The following is an 18,280-nucleotide window of genomic DNA, read 5'->3' on the forward strand; positions in this document are numbered from 1 at the left end:
TCAACGAGGGTGGTCATCGTTCCCGAGGTGAGGTACGTCCCCGTGACGTTGCCGCGATGGTCCTTGGGCACGTACGGCGGCGCCTCGGGCTCCGTGAAGTCTTCGCCACACGCGCCCAGCGAGAGGAACGCGACGGCGCACAGCACACGTGAAAGGTCCATCTGGAATGCCTTCATGCCCTGGTATGGGTTGTGAGGGATTGATGCCGCTAGAACCCCTGGCATTCATTTTCTGGGCAACGGCTGTCTTCACTTCCGTCACGAGTCCCAGCGCCTCGAGTCCGCGCACCATCCACCAGCCCGGGTCCGGCTGCCTCCATCCAAACCCCATGCGGGCCGAGCCGGGATGGGCATGGTGGTTGTTGTGCCACGACTCACCCATGCTCAGGAGGGCGAGCCAGCCCACGTTGCGACCTTGCTCCGCGCGGCCCTCCAGCACATGGGGCTGCTCACCGTCGACGTGGCTCACGTAGTGGACGAACCAGAAGCCGTCCTGCGTGAGCGCCAGCCTCACGAAGATTCCCCACGCCACCCACGACGGGCCGCCCACCGCGTACAGCACGAGGGCCAGCGGCACCTGGAGCCACAGGCCCGCGCGCTCCAGGGCGCGGAAGAACGAATCGTCGGCGAAGTCCTGGGCAACGGCCGGGTAGAGGCGCTCGTCGCGCACGTGCCAGGTGCGGAAGAGCGCGTGGGCCATCGCGCGCGTGAAGCCCTCGCGGTAGCCGAAGTAGCCGGGGCACTCGGGCTCGGGCTGGTTCTGGTGGAAGTCGCGCAGTTGGTGCATCCGGCCCATGCCGATGACACCGCCCAGTCCGGCGAGTGTGCCGATGAACCCCAGCGCGCGCTCCACTCCGCGCGAGGCCCGGAAGGCGCGGTGGATGAGGCCGCGGTGGATGCCCACCGACACACCCAGGCCGAGCGTCACCCCGAGGAGTCCGGCGGACACGGCCACCGCGCTCCACGAGAAGCACAGCGCTCCGCCCACCGCGGCGCCCAGGTGGAGCAGGCTCCACCGCGCCACCTTGCCTGTGTCCCACCGTGCCTCGCCCCATCGCGTGCCGCTCGCGTCCATGACCCGTCCCTTTCGGACGGGGTCCATCGCAAGGGCCCTGCCAGGGCGGGCTCGGCCTGATTCCAGGGGCTTGCGGCGCCGCGAGGCCCCCGGTGTCAACGCCGTTCACAGGGCGCTGGCCACCGCGTGGACGGCGTCGCTCAGCGCTCCAGCCCCAGCTCCAGGCCGGGGACCAGCCGCGCACGGCGGCGTCCATCCTCGCGGGCCGAGTCCAGGTCCACCGTCACTCCAGCGCGCAGCCCGAAGTCTCCCGGCCTCCAGCGCAGGCCCGCGGCGGAGCGGGCGGTGAACCCCGCGGCGTCGCCTTGGCGGCTGTTGGAGCGGTCCACCACGAGCATCAGCCAGCCCGCGCCCACCTCGGCGAAGGGGGCCAGGTTGCCTCGGCCGCTCAGTCCGCCCACGGCGAGCGCGCTCACGCGCTGGAGCGAGGCGCTGTCCCTCCAGGCATTCGGGGCCATCGCATAGCTGACGCGCACGCCCCAGCGGACGAGGCCAGGGCCGGGCAGCCGCCACGACAGGGCCAGGCCCCGGGCGACCCCCGCTCCCCCCAGCGGGGCGGTCGAGAGCGTGAACCCGGCCTCCAGCCCCAGCGAGCGGGGAACCCCCGACGGCTCCACGGAGAGCACGGGCCCGCTGAAGTCCACCGCGGCGATGCCGGAGGAGGTGACATAGCCCTCATAGAAGTCGCGTCCGAAGGGCAGGGCGAAGAGGCCCTGGAGCAGGCTCTCCTCGGTGGCGCCGCGCTGGGCCACCTCGGGCGCGGTGAAGTGGGGCGGCGCGTCCGTGTCCAGGTCGGCGCGTCGCACGCGCGCCTCGCCCTTGGGCGTGCGCAGCCAGTACACCTCGCGCTCGGGCAGCGCGAGCGTGAGGGCCTCGCCCGCGGCCTGGTGTGCATCCGCGAGCCGCACGCCCGAGGCATCTTCCACGGAGATGCGCGCACCGCCGGGTGACGCGGGCAGGTGGAGCCGAGGCCCCTCCGGCGCATGGCCGATGAGGGGGCGGGAGGGACTGAGCGCGGGAGGGAAGGTCCGCACCGCGAGCCGGGCCTGAGGGGACTTGACGCCGCGAATCGCCGCGGCCACGAAGGCGTCGAGCTCGCTGTACTCCACGAGACCGTCATGGTTGACGTCCGCGCCGCCCAACAGCGCCGAGCGCGCCGCGTGGCTGAAGACCCCCGCGCGGATGCGGGACCACTCGTGGGTCTCGCCTTCGCTGCTCTCCGCGAAGATGGCGCCCACGCGAGGGTGGCCCGCGAGCTGCTCCTGCTCCAGGGCGCGCCGCAGCCGCGTGAGCACCAGCGGGTCACCGCCGCGACTGCCCACGACGCCCGCGGCATGGCAGGCATCCACCAGCAGGTGCACGTAGTCCGCGTCCAACCGCTCCACCACGCGCGAGTAGAGGCTCTCCTGGTCCAGGCGTCCGTCGGCGAGCGTGAGGTAGGCGCGCGAGGACTCACTGGTGCGGCCGTGGCCCACGTAGATGAAGAGGAAGTCCACCTCATGGCCCGCGGCGCGGTCCGCCGAGTTGCGCTGGGCCAACATCGCCACGGCCTCGTCGAGTGCCTCGAGCGTGGGGGCGCGCACGTCCGTCAGGAGAGGACGTTCGACCTTCGCGGTGTCCGCGTCGGCGACGGTGAGCAGCACGACGTCCACGCCCAGGCGCCGGAGGGTCTCCGCCCAGCGCACGCCATCGTCATCCGCGTAGCGCAAGGGCTCCATGCCGGGGGCATCGCTGCCGTTGAAGGCGACCACCAGCGCGCGCCGCACGGAGGTCCTCGCCGAGGCGGGAGCCTCCTCCGACTGGGCCAGGCTCCCCGTCGCGGCGCACGCGAGCCAGAGGGCGCAGAGTCGGAACAAGGCGCCGTCGCTCGCGGGTCTCACCGGTGGCCTCCCACGCGCACGCGGTGGTGGAACCGCACGGTGTCGCTCCCGGCCTCCCCCTTCGCCGCGGCGAGCGCGGCGTCCGCGCTGTTCGCGAACGTGGTGGTGAGCTCCACCGCTCCCTCCGCGGGCATCCGAGGCGTCAGGTCCAGCACGGCCTCCGCGCCCGGCGGCGCCCGCACCACGAACGGACCTTCCACGCTCACGCCCTGGCTCGTGCGCAGCGTCACGGCGACATGGGTGTACGGCGCCAGTGCTCCCGCGGCGAACGCCAGGGAGGCCCCCGCGGGGCAGCGCCCGTCGTCGCCGACCTCGCGGAGCTCCGCCTGCTCGGGGACGCAGAACAAGCGCACGGCCGCGGCCTGCCCCTGGCCTCGCACGCCCCACTCCGGCGTCTCCGCGGGAAGGCTCAGCCACAGGATTCCCCCGGCGGCCATCAGCGCCGCGACCCAGGCACCACCCGCGGGGCTCAGGCGGAGCGTGTCCAGGAGGGGGTGCATCCACGTCCCGCTCCCGCGCGAAGACGCCTCTGGCGACGCCGTGCGCCGGGAGAGCATCCGCTGCAACCACCAGCGCCGCGCCCGCCGCACCCCCGTGTCGCTTCGCGCCTCGCCCGGCGTCCGCCCGGAGCCGCCGTGCCGGGACTCCCAATCCACCGTGTCGAGCACACTCGCCAGCCGATGGTTCGCGAGCCACTCCAGCTCTCCACCGGAGGGCTCCGTGACGGTGTCGCGCGCGAAGACGCGGCGCAGGTTCATCACCCGCTCGTAGCGCGCGCCGCATCGGGCGCAGTCCCGGGCATGGCGCAGCACCCGACTCCACTGGCGCGGCGGCAGGACACCGTTGTTGGCGAGGTGGACGAGCTGCTGGTCCACGTGTGACGAGAAGAGGGCCATGGTCAGGTTGCTCGAGTCAGGGCACGAAGTGGGGGAAGAGAAGGGCCAGCACGGCGGCGGTGGCGGCGGCGGAGGGCACGGTGTCGGGCGACTCGGGAGTGAGCCAGCCCTCCTCCACGAGGAACGCGGTCATCGCGCGGCGCAGCTTGTTCTCGCGAGTCCGCAGCTCCTGGCGGGACAGTCCCAGGACCTGTCCCGCGCGCTCCTGGGAAAGTCCCTGGACGAAGCGCAGGTCGGCCAGCCGGCGCGTCGGTTCATCGAGCCCCGCGAGGAAGCGGGTCACCAGCTCCCGCGTCTCCACCTCCAGCGCCCGGTCCTCCGGAGAAGGGGCGTTGCTCGCCAGCCGCTCCGCCATGAGCGTGTCGTCCAAGGGCACCGCCTCGCGGGCGATGCGTCCGGCGGCTCGAAGCACATCCACCGCGGCCTGTCGCGCCACCGCGTTCAGCCACGAGGAGAAGGGCCTCACGCCGTCGTAGGCCCGCCTCGCCTGCTCCCGGAAGGCGCGCACGAAGGTCTCCTGGTGCGCGGCCTCCAGGTCCAGCGGCCCCACGCGCGCCAGGCCTCCAGGACCATGCGAGACGTAGGTGCGCGACAGGAAGCGCGCCACATGCGCGGAGTAGGCCTGGTACACGCGGGTGAGCGCCTCCGGCTCTCCCCGGCGAAAGGCCTCCAGCAACTTCGGGTTCTCCCTCAGCAGCGACATTCCGTTCTCCCTCTCAGGGGGCCCCAAGCCCCTGCACCACCACGGGCGTCTTGCGGTCCGTCTGCGACCCGTCCCCCAACTGGCCGGTGGCGTTGCCGCCCCAGCACTGCACGCGCCCGTCCTTCAGCACCGCGCACGTGTTCGACGCACCCGTGTCCACATCCACGACTTCACCGCCCAGGTCCGACACGCTCACCGGCGCGGGCCGGTGGAGCTGGGTCCCGTCGCCCACCTGCCCCTCCCCATTCGCCCCCCAGCACCGGGTCCGGCCGTCTGGACTCAGCGCGCAGGTGCTGCCGCCCCCCGCCCGCACCTGCTGGATGTCCGACGGCAGTCCCACGGGCCGCACCGGGACGCTCCGGTTCAGCGCGGTGTCATCCCCCAGCTCTCCGGAGGCATTGAGGCCCCAGCACTCGATGGTCCCCTCTCCCACGCGCGCGCAGGTGTGGCTGGCCCCCGCCGTCAGCGCGCGCACCGGGCCGGACAGCCCCTGCACCTGCACGGGCCCCGAGCGGACGTCGAGCCCCGACTTGCCATCCCCCAGCGCCCCGTACCGGTTGTCGCCCCAGCACCAGGCCTTGCCGTCGGACGTGGCGACACACGTGTGCCGGTCTCCCGCGGTGATGGCGCTGATGTTGGCGGGCAGCCCCTTCACGGCGAGCGGCTTGGGGGGCAGGTTGCTCGGGATGTCGATGCCGGGCAGGCCCAATTGGATGTCGTCGTTGTTCCCCCAGCACATCACCGCGCCCGTCGCGTGGAGCGTGCAGGAGTGCTCGCCTCCCACGGCCAGGGCCACGACGTCGGTGCTCAGGTCGATGACCGGCTTGGGCTCGAGTGCGGGCGTCGTCGCGTCGGGGATGCACAGCTGGAACCGGTTGTTGCTGCCCCAGCAGCGCACCTGGCCTCCCTCCAGGAGCGCGCAGGTGTGCTCGCCGCCGGCGGAGATGGCGAGCACGCCCTGGCTCAACCCGCGCACGTCCACGGCGGTGGCGCGCAGCGCACGCGTGCCGTCCCCCGCCAGCCCCGTGCCGCCCCAGCACCGCACACCGCCCGTCTCCAGCAGCGCGCAGGCGTGTTGCCGCCCCACCGTCACCTTCCGGGCCAGTCCCCGTTGCTCGGGCGGCGGACACGATGGCGGGACGTCCGCCTGGCAGTCCGACTCAGGGGGAGGCGTGGGGGTGCTCTGGATGGGGTCCAGACACGCGCCTGTCAGCGCGGTGCACACGAGAAGAGCCCCGATGTGATTCTTCATGAACGCCACCCCCACCGAACGAGCCAGCGGGCCCCACGGAAGGACTGCTCCGAGGGGCCCGCCAGATGACCTGGGTATTGATGGAACGACCGCACCGTAAAGACGTTACGGCAGAGGGTGGACACCTAATGCACCCCAAGGCGAAGTCCGCGTATCCACGAGCACCAGCCGGAAGCCCTGCTCGTTTTCTCCAACAGTGGGAGTGAGGGCGCCCAGGGCCACGGCGAAGACGCCTCGGCCGACGAAGGGGGCGGTGTCGAGCTGGAACCGGGCCACGGGCGAGCGGTCCGACGCGGAGGCCGCGGCCACGCCGACGACGACGCGCCGCGAAGGGAGCTCCAGGCCCGCGGGCGCGGAGGCCTGACGATAGGGCACGTCATTGAAGGCCGCGCTGGCCGGCACGAGCCCCGCTTCCAGCGGAGCGACATCCACGACGGGCGCATCGGGCGAGGCATGGATGACCCGCAGGCGCAGGCTGTCCGCGTCGGAGACGAAGTCATCGGAGAAGGCCAGGAGCTCGAAGGTGGAGTCCGCCGGGTCGTTCGCGGCGGGGCTGAGGAAGCCTGACGCCAAGGCGAGGTAGCGCTGCCCGGCCACCAACGACGGCGTGGCGCGCGAGGCGGCCGGAGCGCCCGCGGGGCGCGTGCTCCCCGAGACGTTGACGAAGAAGTCCAGGGTGTAGGGACCCGGAGGCACCTGGATGGGGGCGGAGAGGTTGCCGAAGGTCAACCCATCCACCAGCTCCGTGGTACCCGCGAAGATGTCCACCGAGGGTGCGTCGGGCGAGGCGTGCAGCGCGTAGACGACGGGATTCTGCCGGACCAGGCCCACGCCCGCGGCCAGCAGCCCGAAGCCTCCGGGGGCACCGGGCTTCTCGGAGAGCTGCCCGGTGGCGATGACGAACAGCTCTCCGCGCGAGGGCAGTGCGGGGAGGGTGAAGGCCGTCACCTTCGTGTGCGTGGCCGTGCGGATGCCCACCTGGAGGACCTGCCCGGAGGGCAGCTCCACGCCCGCGGCCCCCGTGTCCTGGAAGCGCTGCAGCCCGGTGATTTCGGACGTGCCGTCGTCACCGACGTCCAGGGAGACGGTGGGCGCGTCCGCGCCCGCATGGATGATGCGCACGCGCGTGCGTCCCTCCGCGGGAGGGTTGAAGCCCTCGGTGAGCGGCAGCACGCGGAAGGCCCGCGACGGCTCCGAGGAGGAGAGCAGCCCCGCGGCCACCGCGCTGAGCGTGTGTCCTTCGCCGAGCGTCAGCGGGCCCGTGGAGTAGACAGGCGTGGACGTGGCCGCCGCGCCGACCGGGCGCACCTGGACGTTGTACGTGCCCGTGGGGACCGACGCGTAGAGGGTGGTGTCTCCATACTTCACGTTGCTGAAGAGCGGCGTGCTCTGTCCTTCCGCGTAGATGTCCACCGCGGGCGCATCCGGTGAGGCGTGGATGATGCGCAGCCGCGCCTTCGTGGCCGGCGGCTCCTCGGGATGGGAGGGCTCGTCTCCTCCGCACCCCGCGAGCGAGGACAGCGCGGTGAGCGCGACGAGGGCACAGCGGGTTCTCCAGGGGTTGCTCGGCATGTTCCGCTCCTCGGGAAGGGGTCCGCGCCCTCACGACGCGAGACCGGGTCCGTGGCGGGGCATTACGGGCAGAGCCCGAGCGTCTGGTTGATGCGCTGGGAATTTCAGGGGGCACGAGGCTGTCGAGCGGCGCGCTGCGGCGTGCGCCCGGATGGAGGGCTGCTGCTAGCGTGGAGCGTCATGACCCCTGCACTGATTCCCCTCGTCGTGTCCTTGATGACCGGACAGGTCGCGCCCGCTGCTCCGGCGCAGGCGCCTCGCTCCGAGGCCCGGTCCCCGGAGAAGCCGTCCCAGGTGCCTGGAATCGCGCCGCTCCCCGGTCAGCCCAACCTCTGGGTGAGCAACGTGCCCGCCGTGCCGGAGGCGTTCCGCCGCAGGATGGAGCAATACCTGGAGGCGCGCTCCGCCAGGTTCGCGGACATCCGGGATGACGGCAAGGAGATGCTCATCGTCACGCGGTTCGCGGACACCAACCAGCTCCACGTGGTGGAGATGCCCATGGGGGCGCGCACGCAAATCACTTTCACGAAGGAGCCCATCAACCAGGCGCAGTTCCAGCCCGGCAACGCGCGCGTCATCTACTACCTGCAGGACACGGGGGGCGGGGAGTTCTTCCAGGTGTTCCGCCTGAACCGGGACACGGGCCGCTCGGACCTGCTGACGGACGGCAAGAGCCGGCATCAGAGCCTGCAGGTGTCGCCGGACGGCCGCTGGCTGACGTACTCCGGCACGGGCCGCAACGGCAAGGACACGGACGTGTACGTGGCCCCCACGTCGGACCCGATGAAGGCCCGCCGCGTCACGCAGGAGGAGGGCTCGTGGGGGGGCCTCGAGTTCTCCGCGGATGGCTCGAAGCTGCTCGTGTCGCGGTTCCGCGCCATCGACGATGTGGACCTGTACGTGGTGGACGTGGCGACGGGGGAGCGCCGTCCGCTCACGCCCCAGGGACAGGGCAAGGGCGGCGTCTCCACGGCCCGCTTCGCTCACGACGGCAAGAGCGTGTACGTGGTGACGGACCGCTACAGCGACTTCTCGGAGCTGTACCAGGTGGACCTGGACAAGGCGCCCCCCGCCACGCCGCCGGAGTCCTTGACGAAGTCGGTGCGGTGGAACGTGACGGACCTCTCGCTGTCACCGGATGGACGCCGGTTGGTGGTGTCCTTCAACGAGGATGGCTACTCGAAGGTGTCCCTGCTGGACACGCGCACGCGGAAGCTCTCCCCGGTGGACTCGCTGCCCCAGGGCCTGGTGTTCGGGGTGGAGTTCCCTCGGCGGCGCTCGGACTTGCTGGCCCTCACGATGGGGGACGCGAAGAGCCCCATGGACGCGTGGACCCTGGACTTGAAGACGCGCAAGCCCACGCGCTGGACGCGGTCCGAGATGGGCGGGCTCAACCCCGACGCGTTCGCGGAGCCGACGCTCGTGCGCTATCCGTCCACGGACGGCGTCCAGGTGCCGGCGTTCCTGTACCTGCCGAAGAAGGCCCCCGGGAAGGTGCCCGTGGTGGTCATCTTCCACGGCGGGCCGGAGGGGCAGAGCCTGCCCACGTTCAGCACCTTCGCGCAGTTCGCCGCCACGGAATTGGGCATGGCGGTGCTCGTGCCCAACGTGCGGGGCTCGGATGGGTACGGCAAGGCGTACCGGGCCATGGACGACGGCGTGAAGCGCGAGCAGAGCCTGGCGGACATCGGCGCGACGCTGGACTTCATCGCCTCGCGCAAGGAGCTGGATGCCTCGCGCGTGGGGGTCTATGGCGGCTCCTACGGCGGCTACATGACGCTGGCCTCGGTGGCCTTCTATCCCGAGCGCGTGAAGGCGGCGGTGGACGTGGTGGGCATCTCCTCGCTGCCCAGCTTCCTGGAGAACACGCAGGCGTATCGCCGGGACTTGCGGCGCGCGGAGTACGGCGACGAGCGCCTCCCCGAGGTGCGCAAGGTGCAGGAGCGCATCTCGCCCCTGGGCTCCGTGGACAAGATTCGCGCGGCGCTCTACGTGCAGCAGGGAGCCAATGACCCGCGGGTGCCGCAGTCGGAGGCGGAGCAGATTGTCCAGGCCGTGCGCAAGCGCGCGCCGGACGTCTGGTACATGCTGGCCACCGACGAGGGCCACGGCTTCCAGAAGAAGGCCAACCGCGACTTCGCCCAGCTCACCGCGCTGATGTTCTTCGAGCGCCAGCTGAGCCCCCCGGCGCAGCCCAAGCCCTGAGCCTCGCGGGGCGATTCCCAGACATCCCTCCGAGACATTTCAAGATGTTTGAGACGGTGAGGTGGTTTTGACACCTCGCCCACCTCCGAGGGGTGTCTGGTCTCTGGGCAGCTGGCAAGCACACTCGGAAACAAGTGTGTCCTGCTACACTGTCGGCGTGTCTGTCGTCACGCGTTGTCCAGAGGGGGCTGCATGCGCTTGTCCGCGACGATTTCCCACGGGGGGCTCCCCACGGATTCAGGCGTGTCCCGCCTCCAGGTGGAGGAAGGTCTCTCCCGGCTCTTCGTCGCGGATGTGGAGTGCGTCAGCGCGGACCCCGACTGGGACCTGGGCGCGCTGCTGGGGACTGACGCGAGCGTGAGCGTGGTGGACCGGGACGCGGTCCGACACTTCCACGGCGTGGTGGAGGAGGCGGAGTACCTTCAGCGTCGGGGCGACCTCTTCGTCTACCGGCTGCGGTTGCAGCCCCGGCTCCAGGGGCTCGCGCACCGGCTGCGCAGCCGCATCTTCCAGGACCAGGGCAGCGTGGCCGTCATCAAGGAGGTGCTCTCCGGCGCGGGTCTCCCGGATGACGCGGTCTGCTGGGGCGTGGCCGAAGGTCCCGCGCGCGAGTACTGCACGCAGTGGCGGGAGAGTGAGCTGGCCTTCGTCCTCCGGTTGCTCGAGGACGCGGGCATGTTCTTCTGGTTCGAGCACTCGGCGTCGGGCCATGTGATGCACGTGGCGGACTCGCCCGCGGCGCATCAGCCGATGGAGGGCTCCGTCGGGCTCTCCTTCCGCACGCGGGAGGGGGGCGAGGCGCTGCGCGATATCGTCACGCGCGTCACGTACACGTCTCGCGTCGTGCCGGACGCGGTGACGCTGCGCGACTGGAACTGGCTCACCCCGCAGGTGCTGCCGGAGGCGAAGCTCTCCGCGCCGGAGGGCGGCGCGCTGGAGCAGTACGAGTTCCCGTCGGGGTTCGTCAGCGCGGCCGCGGGCAAGCAGCGCGCGGCGGACCGGCTGACCGCGCTGCGGGCCCGTCAGCGCGTCCTGCGCGGGACGACGCCGTGCCTGCGCCTGGCGCCGGGGCGCCGCTTCGAGCTGTTCGACGCCGAGCCCGCGCCCCTCAATGGCGGCTACCTGCTGCTGGAGGTGCGCCACGTCTACGAGGACCCCACGGCCGGGACGATGGCGGACGGGGACGCGCACTACCGCGCCGAGTTCACCGCCGTCCCAGGCGCGGTGGAGTTCCGCCCGCCTCGCGTGACGCCGCGGCCTCGCATCAACGGCAAGGAGCTGGCCGTGGTGACGGGGCCGGCGGGCGAGGAGATTCACGTCGACGAGTTCGGCCGCGTGAAGGTGCACTTCTACTGGGACCGCGAGGGGAAGGTGGACGACACCGCCTCGTGCTGGATGCGGGTGCAGCAGCAGAACACGGCGGGCAGCCAGATTCTCCCGCGCGTGGGCTGGGAGGTGGAGGTGGGCTTCCTCCACGGCGACCCGGACCGGCCGGTGGTGATGCAGAAGGTCTACAACGCGGAGACGATGCCGCCGTACGCCCTGCCAGACAACCTGATGCAGAGCGCGCTGCAGTCCTCGTCGACGCCGGGGGGCGGGGGCACCAACGAGGTGCGTCTCAACGACGGAAATGGCGCGATGGAGTTCTTCCTCCATGCGCAGAAGGACCTCTCGCTCCAGGCGGGCCACAACCTCACGGAGCAGATTGCCGTGGATGAGGCCGTGCAGGTCACCTCGGACAGCACGAGCAGCATCGGCGCCACCGAGGACGTCTCCATCGGGGGCAACCAGAGCGCCAGCGTCACCGGGATGCTGTCCGAGGACACCGCGGGCACGAAGAAGGTCGTCGTGAGCGCGATGGACCAGTGGGGCGTGGGCGCCATGCATGCCACGCACGTGAAGGGCGCCCGGACGGAGAACGTCGGCGGCCTGCGCAACGTGCTCGCGCAGAAGGTGTCGGAGACCTTCAACGCGGACCTCACGACGAGCGTCGGCGGCGTGCTGAGCATCAACACGGTGGGCGCCATCGTCGAGGCGGTGGCGGGCAACAAGACCGAGCTGGTGGCCGGCGCGAAGGTGGAGAAGATCACCGGCTCGAAGGCCGAGAACATCGGCGCGGCGAAGGTGATGACCGCGGGCGCGGTGAACATCAAGACGGGGAAGGACCTCACGCTGGCGTCGGGCGGGGCCATGGCCATCACCACCGGCGGCCCCATGTCCATCCAGTGCGGCAAGGACTTCAACCTGTCGGGCACCACGGTCACCATCACGGTCGGCAAGGCCACCGTGAAGGCGGGCGCGAAGCTGGAGGCCTCTCCTGCCTCGATGAAGCTGAAGGGGAGCACGGTGGGCGGTGATGGCGCCAACGTGAAGCTCAAGGGCACCATCCAGTACAAGTAGCGCCGAGGGGGCCATGAGCAACGGTCGCGTCCTGAAGTTCGCGCTGTCCATCGACGGAGGAGACGAGGCGATTCTCCGGGTCGTCCGCTTCGAGCTGGACGAGGGCCTCTCCGAGGGCAGCCGAGGGTGGGTGGAGGCGGAGACGCAGGAGGCCGTGGACGCGACGTCCATGCCGGGCAAGCCGTACCGGCTGCGCATCCTCCAGGGGGAGGAAGGCCCGGACCGGTGCTTCCATGGCCTCGTCTACGAGGCCAGCCTGGAGGCCTTCCAGCCCGAGCACTTCCGGCTGCGACTGGAGGTGGGCTCGATGCTCCACCTGCTGGAGCTGGGGCAGGAGGTGCGGCTGTTCCAGGAGCAGTCCGTCCCTGACGTGGTGAAGACGCTGCTGGAGGAGGCGGGGGGCTCGGAGGAGGCGCAGTCGTGGACGCTCGAGGAGTCGACGCCATCGCGTGTGGCGCTGACGCAGTACAACGAGAGTGACTACGCCTTCCTGCGTCGCCTGCTGGCGGAGGAGGGCATCGTCTTCGCCGTGCGCAACGACGACGCGGGCGAGACGCTGGCCTTCTTCGACGGCCCGGACGGCCTGGTGCCCCTGGTGGGGGACGGCGTGTTGCTGGAGCGCGCGGAGACCCGCACGGAGGAGGACACGGTCCTCTCGCTGAAGGACCGCCACGCGGCGAGGACCGACACCGTGATGGTGCGCGACTACGACGCGAAGCGGCCCTCGGTGGACTTGAGCCACGGTGAGAAGGCCCCCGAGGCGCGAGGCCGCGAGGAGTACCTGCACCCCGGCGGCTTCGAGGAGCTCGCCGATGGCAAGCGCCGCGCGAAGCGGGTTCTCGAAGGGCACCAGTCGCGCGTCGTCCTGCGCGAGGGGACGAGTGACTGTCCTCACCTCGAGCCCGGTCGCACCTTCACGATGATTGGAAACGTGCGCGTGGCGCTCAACGGAGAGCAGTTGGTCCTCTCCGTGGTGCACCGAGGCGGCGTGCGGGCCCGGGACACCGGAGCGTCCGAGGAGACGTACGAGAACGCCTTCCGGGTCATTCCCTCCAAGCCCGCGTTCTTCCGGCCGGAGGCACCGCCGGAGCGCTCGGCGCCGGGCATCCAGGTGGCCTTCGTCACGGGTGCGGCGGGGCAGGAACTGCACGGCAGCGAGCGCGGCGAGGTGAAGGTGCGCTTCCCCTGGGACCGCTCCGGCATCACGGATGACCGCAGCTCTCCGTGGCTGCGCGTCGGGCAGCTCGCGCTGGGGGGCTCGATGATTGTCCCGCGCGTGGGCTTCGAGGTGATGGTGGACCACGAGCTGGGGGACCGCGACCGGCCGCTCGTCGTCGGCCACCTCTACAACGGCGAGGCGATGCCTCCCTACGCGCTGCCGGACCACGCAACGCTCAGCTCCATCCAGACGGCCACCACGGGCGGCGGACCTGGGGCCAACGAGCTGCGCTTCGAGGACGCCACGGGCTCCGAGGAGATCTTCCTCAATGCCTCACACGACCTCACCGTCGCCGTGGAGCACGATGCCTCGACGCAGGTGCTGGTGGATGAGTCCACCGAAGTGGGGGGCAACCGCACGTTCAGCGTCGGCGCCAACCACACCCACAAGGTGACGAGCCACCGCAAGCTCGAGGTCGGCGTCAACCAGAGTCTCAATATCGCGGCGGACTTCTCGGACGGCATCGGCGGGGACCTGGTCGTCGAGGTGGGCGCGACGCGCAAGCTCACCGTGGGCGGAGACCTCACCGAGGACACGCAGGGCGCGCTGGAGCGCACGGTGGGCGGGCTCCAGGCCGTCACGGGAATGACGGGCTACGAGCGCAAGGTCGTGGGGAGCTCGAAGACGACGGTGGGCGCGGCGTGGCTGGAGGCGTGCACCGACGGCCGGATGAGCACGTGTGGCACGGCTCGGACGGAGACGGTGGGGGCCTTGAAGATGGTGAAGGCCAAGACGGTCGCCGTGTCCGCCGGCGCGGCCTATGCGCTCACGGCGGCGTCGGAGAAGGTGAAGGTCGGCGGCAACCGCGTGGACAAGTCCGAGGTCGCGCTCGCCATCACCGCGGCGGGGGGCCTGAGCGTCAAGGCGGAGAACATCAACATCTCCGGCAAGAGCAAGGTGGTGCTGAAGGTGGGCGGCTCGACGGTGGAGGTCACTCCCACGGGGGTGAAGATCAAGTCGTCGAAGATTCAGCTCAAGGGCGTGAAGAAGCTGGGCTCGAAGCTGAGCCACAAGAGCAATTGAGGGGGACGTGAAGCATGGGTGACGAGCAGCGCCTCGTGGCGACATTCTTCTTCAGCGGACACGACGGAGGCCTCTCGGTGCATGCGGTGCGCGGGCGGGAGGAGGTGTCCCGCGCGTACCGCTTCGAGGTGGACTTCTCCGGGCAGGGCGTGGACGTGGACGCCGCGCCGGGGGTTCGCGCCTCCCTGTTGCTGGAGTCACCGCGTGGCGGAGTGCGCTCCGTGGGCGGGGTGGTGGAGGAGGTCTCCCTGGCCGCCATGGGACAGGCGGGCGAGGAGGCCTTCGGACGCTACCGGGCGGTGCTCGTCCCGGAGCCGTACCTCGTGCTGAGCCTGCGGCGAGGCTTCCGCATCTTCCAGCAGAAGACGGTGCCCGACATCGTCAAGAAGGTGTGCGAGGACGCGGGGCTGGACGCGGCGACCTTCGACTGGGGCGGTGTCTCGGGCCGCTATCCGCAGCGCGACTATTGCGTGCAGTACGACGAGTCGGAGTGGGACTTCATCTGCCGGCTGCTCGAGGATGAGGGCATCTTCTTCGCCTTCAGCCACACCGCGGACGGAGTCCTCATGCGCTTCGAGGACGACAGCACCCGCGTGGACCTGCTCTCGCCGGACGTGTTGGGCTTCTCCTTCTTTCCGCAGGAGGACGCCTCGTTCGCCCGCGTCTGGGACTTCCGGCTGCGCACGCGCCTGCGGCCGTCGAAGGCGACGGTCAACGACTACGACATGCTGCGGCCTGGTACCTCGTTGCTCTCGAGCGCGGAGGCGTCGGAGGCGCTCTCGCGCGAGTGGTACGAGTTCCCCGGAGGCTTCCGCGCTCCGGCCGAGGGCAAGCGCCGGGCGGCGGTGCGGTTGGATGAGCTGCGAGGGACTCGGGTGACGGCGCTCGGGCGCACGGATGCGCTCTTCGTGGCGCCGGGTCGCCGCTTCCTGCTCCAGGGGCATCCGGCCTCGGAGGGTGAGTACTTCCTCACGGCGGTGGGGTTCCAGCTCCGGTTGGAGGAGGAGACCGCGAGCGGGCGTCCGTTGGTGGACGAGGGGCCGTGGCGGTACGACGTGGAGCTGGAGGCGATTCCCTCCGCGCAGATGTTCCGGCCCGCGCGGCTGACGCCGCGGCCTCGGGTGATGGGGCTCCAGACGGCCCGGGTGACGGGCCCCGCGGGGGAGGAGATTCACTGCGATGCCCACGGGCGGGTGAAGCTCCAGTTCGCGTGGGACCGGGAGGGTGAGCTGGATGAGCGCACGTCTTCGTGGGTGCGCGTCAGTCAGGCGCACACGACGGGCTCGGTGATGATTCCGCGCATCGGCTGGGAGGTGCTCGTCGAGTTCGAGGAGGGGGACCCGGACCGCCCGGTGTGTCTGGGCAAGGTGTGGAACACCACCTTCCTGCCGCCGGTGGAGCTGCCCGCGGGCAAGACGGTGACGGGGCACAGCTCGCTCTCTTCGCCGGGGGGGAGTGGCGCGAATGAGGTCCTGTTCGACGACACGGCGGGACAGGAGACGGTCACCATCAACGGGAAGCACGACATCCTCGTGAAGGCGGCCAACAACAAGCTCTACAGCGTCGGGCACGACGCGAGTCACCTGGTCAATGGCAAGCGCGCCGCGAGCGTGGGGGGCGACGAGAAGATCTCCATCGAGGCGGACCTCAACGTGAATGTGGGGGGAGACCAGTCCACGAAGGTGGGCGCCATGCGCGACGTGAAGGTGACGGGAAGCCTCACGGAGGAGGTGGCCGGGGCGATGGACCTCCAGGTGGGCGGCATGGAGTTGGTGCAGGTGGGCAACCCGGTGGCGGCGGTGCTGGAGCTCATCGTGAATGCGGCGGTGGGGAAGGTCGTGGGGGCGGCGGCGAAGGCGGCCAGTCGGGCCGAGGCGACGCTGCTGGGGCCCATCCTCCCGATGATTCAAGAGGCGCGCGAGGCGGTGGGACCGGCCGCGCAGTTCGCGGGGCCCGCGGCGGCGCTGTTGGGGGATGGGGACCCGCAGATTGCGGCCTTCGCGCAGGCGGCGGGCAAGCTGTCGGACGCGGCGGGGGCGGCGGAGTCGGGACAGATTGCGGCGGGCATGGCGCAGTCGATGGTCTCCGACAAGCTCTCCGGCGCGCTCATCGATGCGGTGAAGGAGGCGAGTGGGGCGGGGGCGGCGGAGGAGGCGGTGGCGGTGGGGGCGATGCGGCGCCCGAGGCGGCTGGGAGTGCGACGGGCGGCGGGAGTGGGACGTGGGCGACGGTGGTGGGGGGCTCGGTGAAGGAGACGGTGGGGGGACTGGCGGCCATCAACTCGTTGAGTGGTGTCTCGTTCGCGGTGGGGGGCGAGTCGAAGGAGCTGGTGGGGGCGGCGCGCGTGGAGCTCATCAAGGGGAGCAAGTCGGAGACGACGGGCGCCGTGAAGATGGAGACGGTGGGCGTCTACATGGTGGATGCGAAGGAGTCGTACGTCACGGATGCGAAGGCGGCCATCGCGGTGAACATCGCGGGTGGGCAGTCGCAGAAGATCTCCGGCAGTCACAGCATGAGCGCGGACGGCCCCGTCGTGGTGAATGCGTCGAAGCTCTCGCTGAAGGGGAAGGGGACCATCACGCTCACGTGTGGTCCGTCGAAGGTCATCGTGAAGTCCAATGGCATCCTCGTGGAAGGCGCGGCCGAGGTGACCATCGAGGGCTCGAAGATTGAGTTGGACGAGAACGCGCTGGGTACCTAGGCGGAGGGGGCGCGATGGGACAACCGGGACAGACACCAGGGTCGTGGCTTCATGGCGGTGCGTTGGCGCTGTGGAGCGCCGCGTGCAAACGGGCGCTGGTCGCGTGCGGCATCAACCCCGCGAACTTCGGGACGTACGACCTGCGTGCGAAGGCGCAGGCGGCGGAGCGCAAGAAGTACCGGACGCAGCGCAACAAGGAGGCGAAGCAGCGGGGGAAGAACAAGCGGCCCCATGAGGGCAACTGTCAGGTGGGCAAGACGCCAAAGGCGATTTGCATGTGCATCGAGAGCGACGAGGCGTACTTCGAGCTCGGCTCCGAGAAGTGGATGCTGGCGAACTCACAGTCGGGCCACATCTCGCAGAACGCGCTCTATCAGAACGAGCGCGCGGACCCGTGCTCCAACGTTCCTCCCGAGGGGAAGCACGCGGGCACGTATGGCTATCGGGACAACAAGGCGTTCTGCATGGACCACCTGGGGCGTGCGAACAACCCGGGGACCATCCACTACGAAATCACCAACCGGGAGGCCCAGTTCGCCGCGAGCCTTGAGCGGCGCAAGGTGAAGGCGGTGACCGAGGGGGTGATGATGGAGGGGGCGAAGGGCACCGCGGAGGTCGCGGCGATGGGGGCCGGGGGGCGTCAGAACGGCAAGGGCAAGTACACCAAGAACGACAAGGACCTCGGCAAGATGACGCCGGAGCGCATCGCCGAGGGGAAGCGGAGTGATGAGGCGAAGGACCATCACGCCGCGGACCTGAAGGCGAACGAGAACGCGTCGGCGGAGGCGGGGGCATCGGGGAAGGGGAAGGGGAAGAAGCCGAATGCGCCCTCGGCGAAGAAGCCGACGGCGAAGCAGGTGGACAAGGCGGTGGAGTGCATCTCGGATGCGTGGAAGCAGTCGTTGGACGAGATGCGCAACGACGTCATCAACGAGTTCTCGACCGCGGCGCGCTCGCCCGAGTGCAAGAAGCAGATCAAGGAGTACAAGAAGACGCTGCCGAAGGACCAACGGAACAAGAAGGTCCGCTACACGGATTTGCCACCGGAGCGGCGGGCGGCGGTGGATGCTTCGGTGAACAAGAAGACGGGCAACCCGAAGATGTCGGCCGTCGAGCGGGACCAGAAGAAGTTGGAGAAGAAGGGTGCGAAGACCGCCGGCGAGGCGAACAATCCGCCCACCCAGAAGGACTGTCTGCAGTACCAGGCCAACTGGCTCCAGCAGCATCGCAAGGCCGACGGCACTCACACACCGATGCAGGGGCGTGTGCCGAACTCGGGTGACGGCGATGCTTCCCGCGCTGGAGATACTGGTCTAGAGACGGAGTAGCGCACCCGCATCGAGGGTGGAGTACCG

The 18,280-nt window shown here is 70.4% G+C and carries 12 protein-coding genes; 6 read left to right on the plus strand and 6 right to left on the minus strand.

The genetic code is table 11. The annotated features are described in order from the left end of the window. The 6 genes from MYSTI_RS01660 to MYSTI_RS01685 form a co-directional block, all read right to left on the minus strand. Entirely contained in the window at positions 1-1,101 is a 1,101-nt protein-coding gene (locus tag MYSTI_RS01660; RefSeq protein ID WP_084668063.1) for an acyl-CoA desaturase, read from the minus strand. 113 nt (positions 1,102-1,214) lie between these two features. Beyond that, positions 1,215-2,954, minus strand: a complete 1,740-nt coding sequence (locus MYSTI_RS01665) for a caspase family protein (RefSeq protein WP_015345957.1) — start codon at positions 2,952-2,954, stop codon at positions 1,215-1,217. Next, complete coding sequence (locus tag MYSTI_RS01670) at positions 2,951-3,850, minus strand: hypothetical protein (protein WP_015345958.1); 900 nt, start codon at positions 3,848-3,850, stop codon at positions 2,951-2,953. The genes MYSTI_RS01665 and MYSTI_RS01670 overlap by 4 nt, the downstream gene beginning before the upstream one ends. Positions 3,851-3,866: 16 nt before the next feature. After that, positions 3,867-4,553 (minus strand): RNA polymerase sigma factor, encoded by a 687-nt coding sequence (locus MYSTI_RS01675; RefSeq protein WP_015345959.1) that lies wholly within the window; start codon positions 4,551-4,553, stop codon positions 3,867-3,869. A gap of 13 nt (positions 4,554-4,566) precedes the next feature. Then, the gene (locus tag MYSTI_RS01680) at positions 4,567-5,805 is read right to left on the minus strand and encodes an RCC1 domain-containing protein (protein ID WP_015345960.1); all 1,239 of its coding nucleotides are present in this window, start codon (positions 5,803-5,805) and stop codon (positions 4,567-4,569) included. Positions 5,806-5,910: 105 nt separating this feature from the next. Further along, positions 5,911-7,377, minus strand: a complete 1,467-nt coding sequence (locus MYSTI_RS01685) for a DUF4397 domain-containing protein (protein ID WP_015345961.1) — start codon at positions 7,375-7,377, stop codon at positions 5,911-5,913. Positions 7,378-7,557: 180 nt separating this feature from the next. On the opposite strand from MYSTI_RS01685, the gene MYSTI_RS01690 reads away from it, so the two are divergent. The 6 genes from MYSTI_RS01690 (at position 7,558) to MYSTI_RS43595 (ending at position 18,253) form a co-directional block, all read left to right on the plus strand. After that, entirely contained in the window at positions 7,558-9,582 is a 2,025-nt protein-coding gene (locus MYSTI_RS01690) for a S9 family peptidase (RefSeq protein WP_015345962.1), read from the plus strand. Between the two features lie 243 nt (positions 9,583-9,825). Continuing rightward, entirely contained in the window at positions 9,826-11,982 is a 2,157-nt protein-coding gene (locus MYSTI_RS01695) for a type VI secretion system Vgr family protein (protein ID WP_169558596.1), read from the plus strand. Between the two features lie 13 nt (positions 11,983-11,995). Continuing rightward, on the plus strand, positions 11,996-14,224 hold the full coding sequence (locus tag MYSTI_RS01700) for a type VI secretion system Vgr family protein (protein WP_015345964.1): 2,229 nt from the start codon (positions 11,996-11,998) through the stop codon (positions 14,222-14,224). 14 nt (positions 14,225-14,238) lie between these two features. Then, entirely contained in the window at positions 14,239-16,473 is a 2,235-nt protein-coding gene (locus MYSTI_RS01705) for a type VI secretion system Vgr family protein (RefSeq protein ID WP_015345965.1), read from the plus strand. After that, positions 16,470-16,925 (plus strand): hypothetical protein, encoded by a 456-nt coding sequence (locus MYSTI_RS42805; RefSeq protein ID WP_144369961.1) that lies wholly within the window; start codon positions 16,470-16,472, stop codon positions 16,923-16,925. The genes MYSTI_RS01705 and MYSTI_RS42805 overlap by 4 nt, the downstream gene beginning before the upstream one ends. Before the next feature lie 14 nt (positions 16,926-16,939). Continuing rightward, positions 16,940-18,253: a hypothetical protein gene (locus MYSTI_RS43595; RefSeq protein WP_015345967.1), complete on the plus strand. Its 1,314-nt coding sequence runs from the start codon at positions 16,940-16,942 to the stop codon at positions 18,251-18,253. The last annotated feature ends 27 nt before the right edge of the window (positions 18,254-18,280 follow it).

Origin of the sequence: Myxococcus stipitatus DSM 14675, from assembly GCF_000331735.1 — a bacterium.
In the GTDB taxonomy this organism is placed as follows: Bacteria; Myxococcota; Myxococcia; order Myxococcales; family Myxococcaceae; genus Myxococcus; species Myxococcus stipitatus.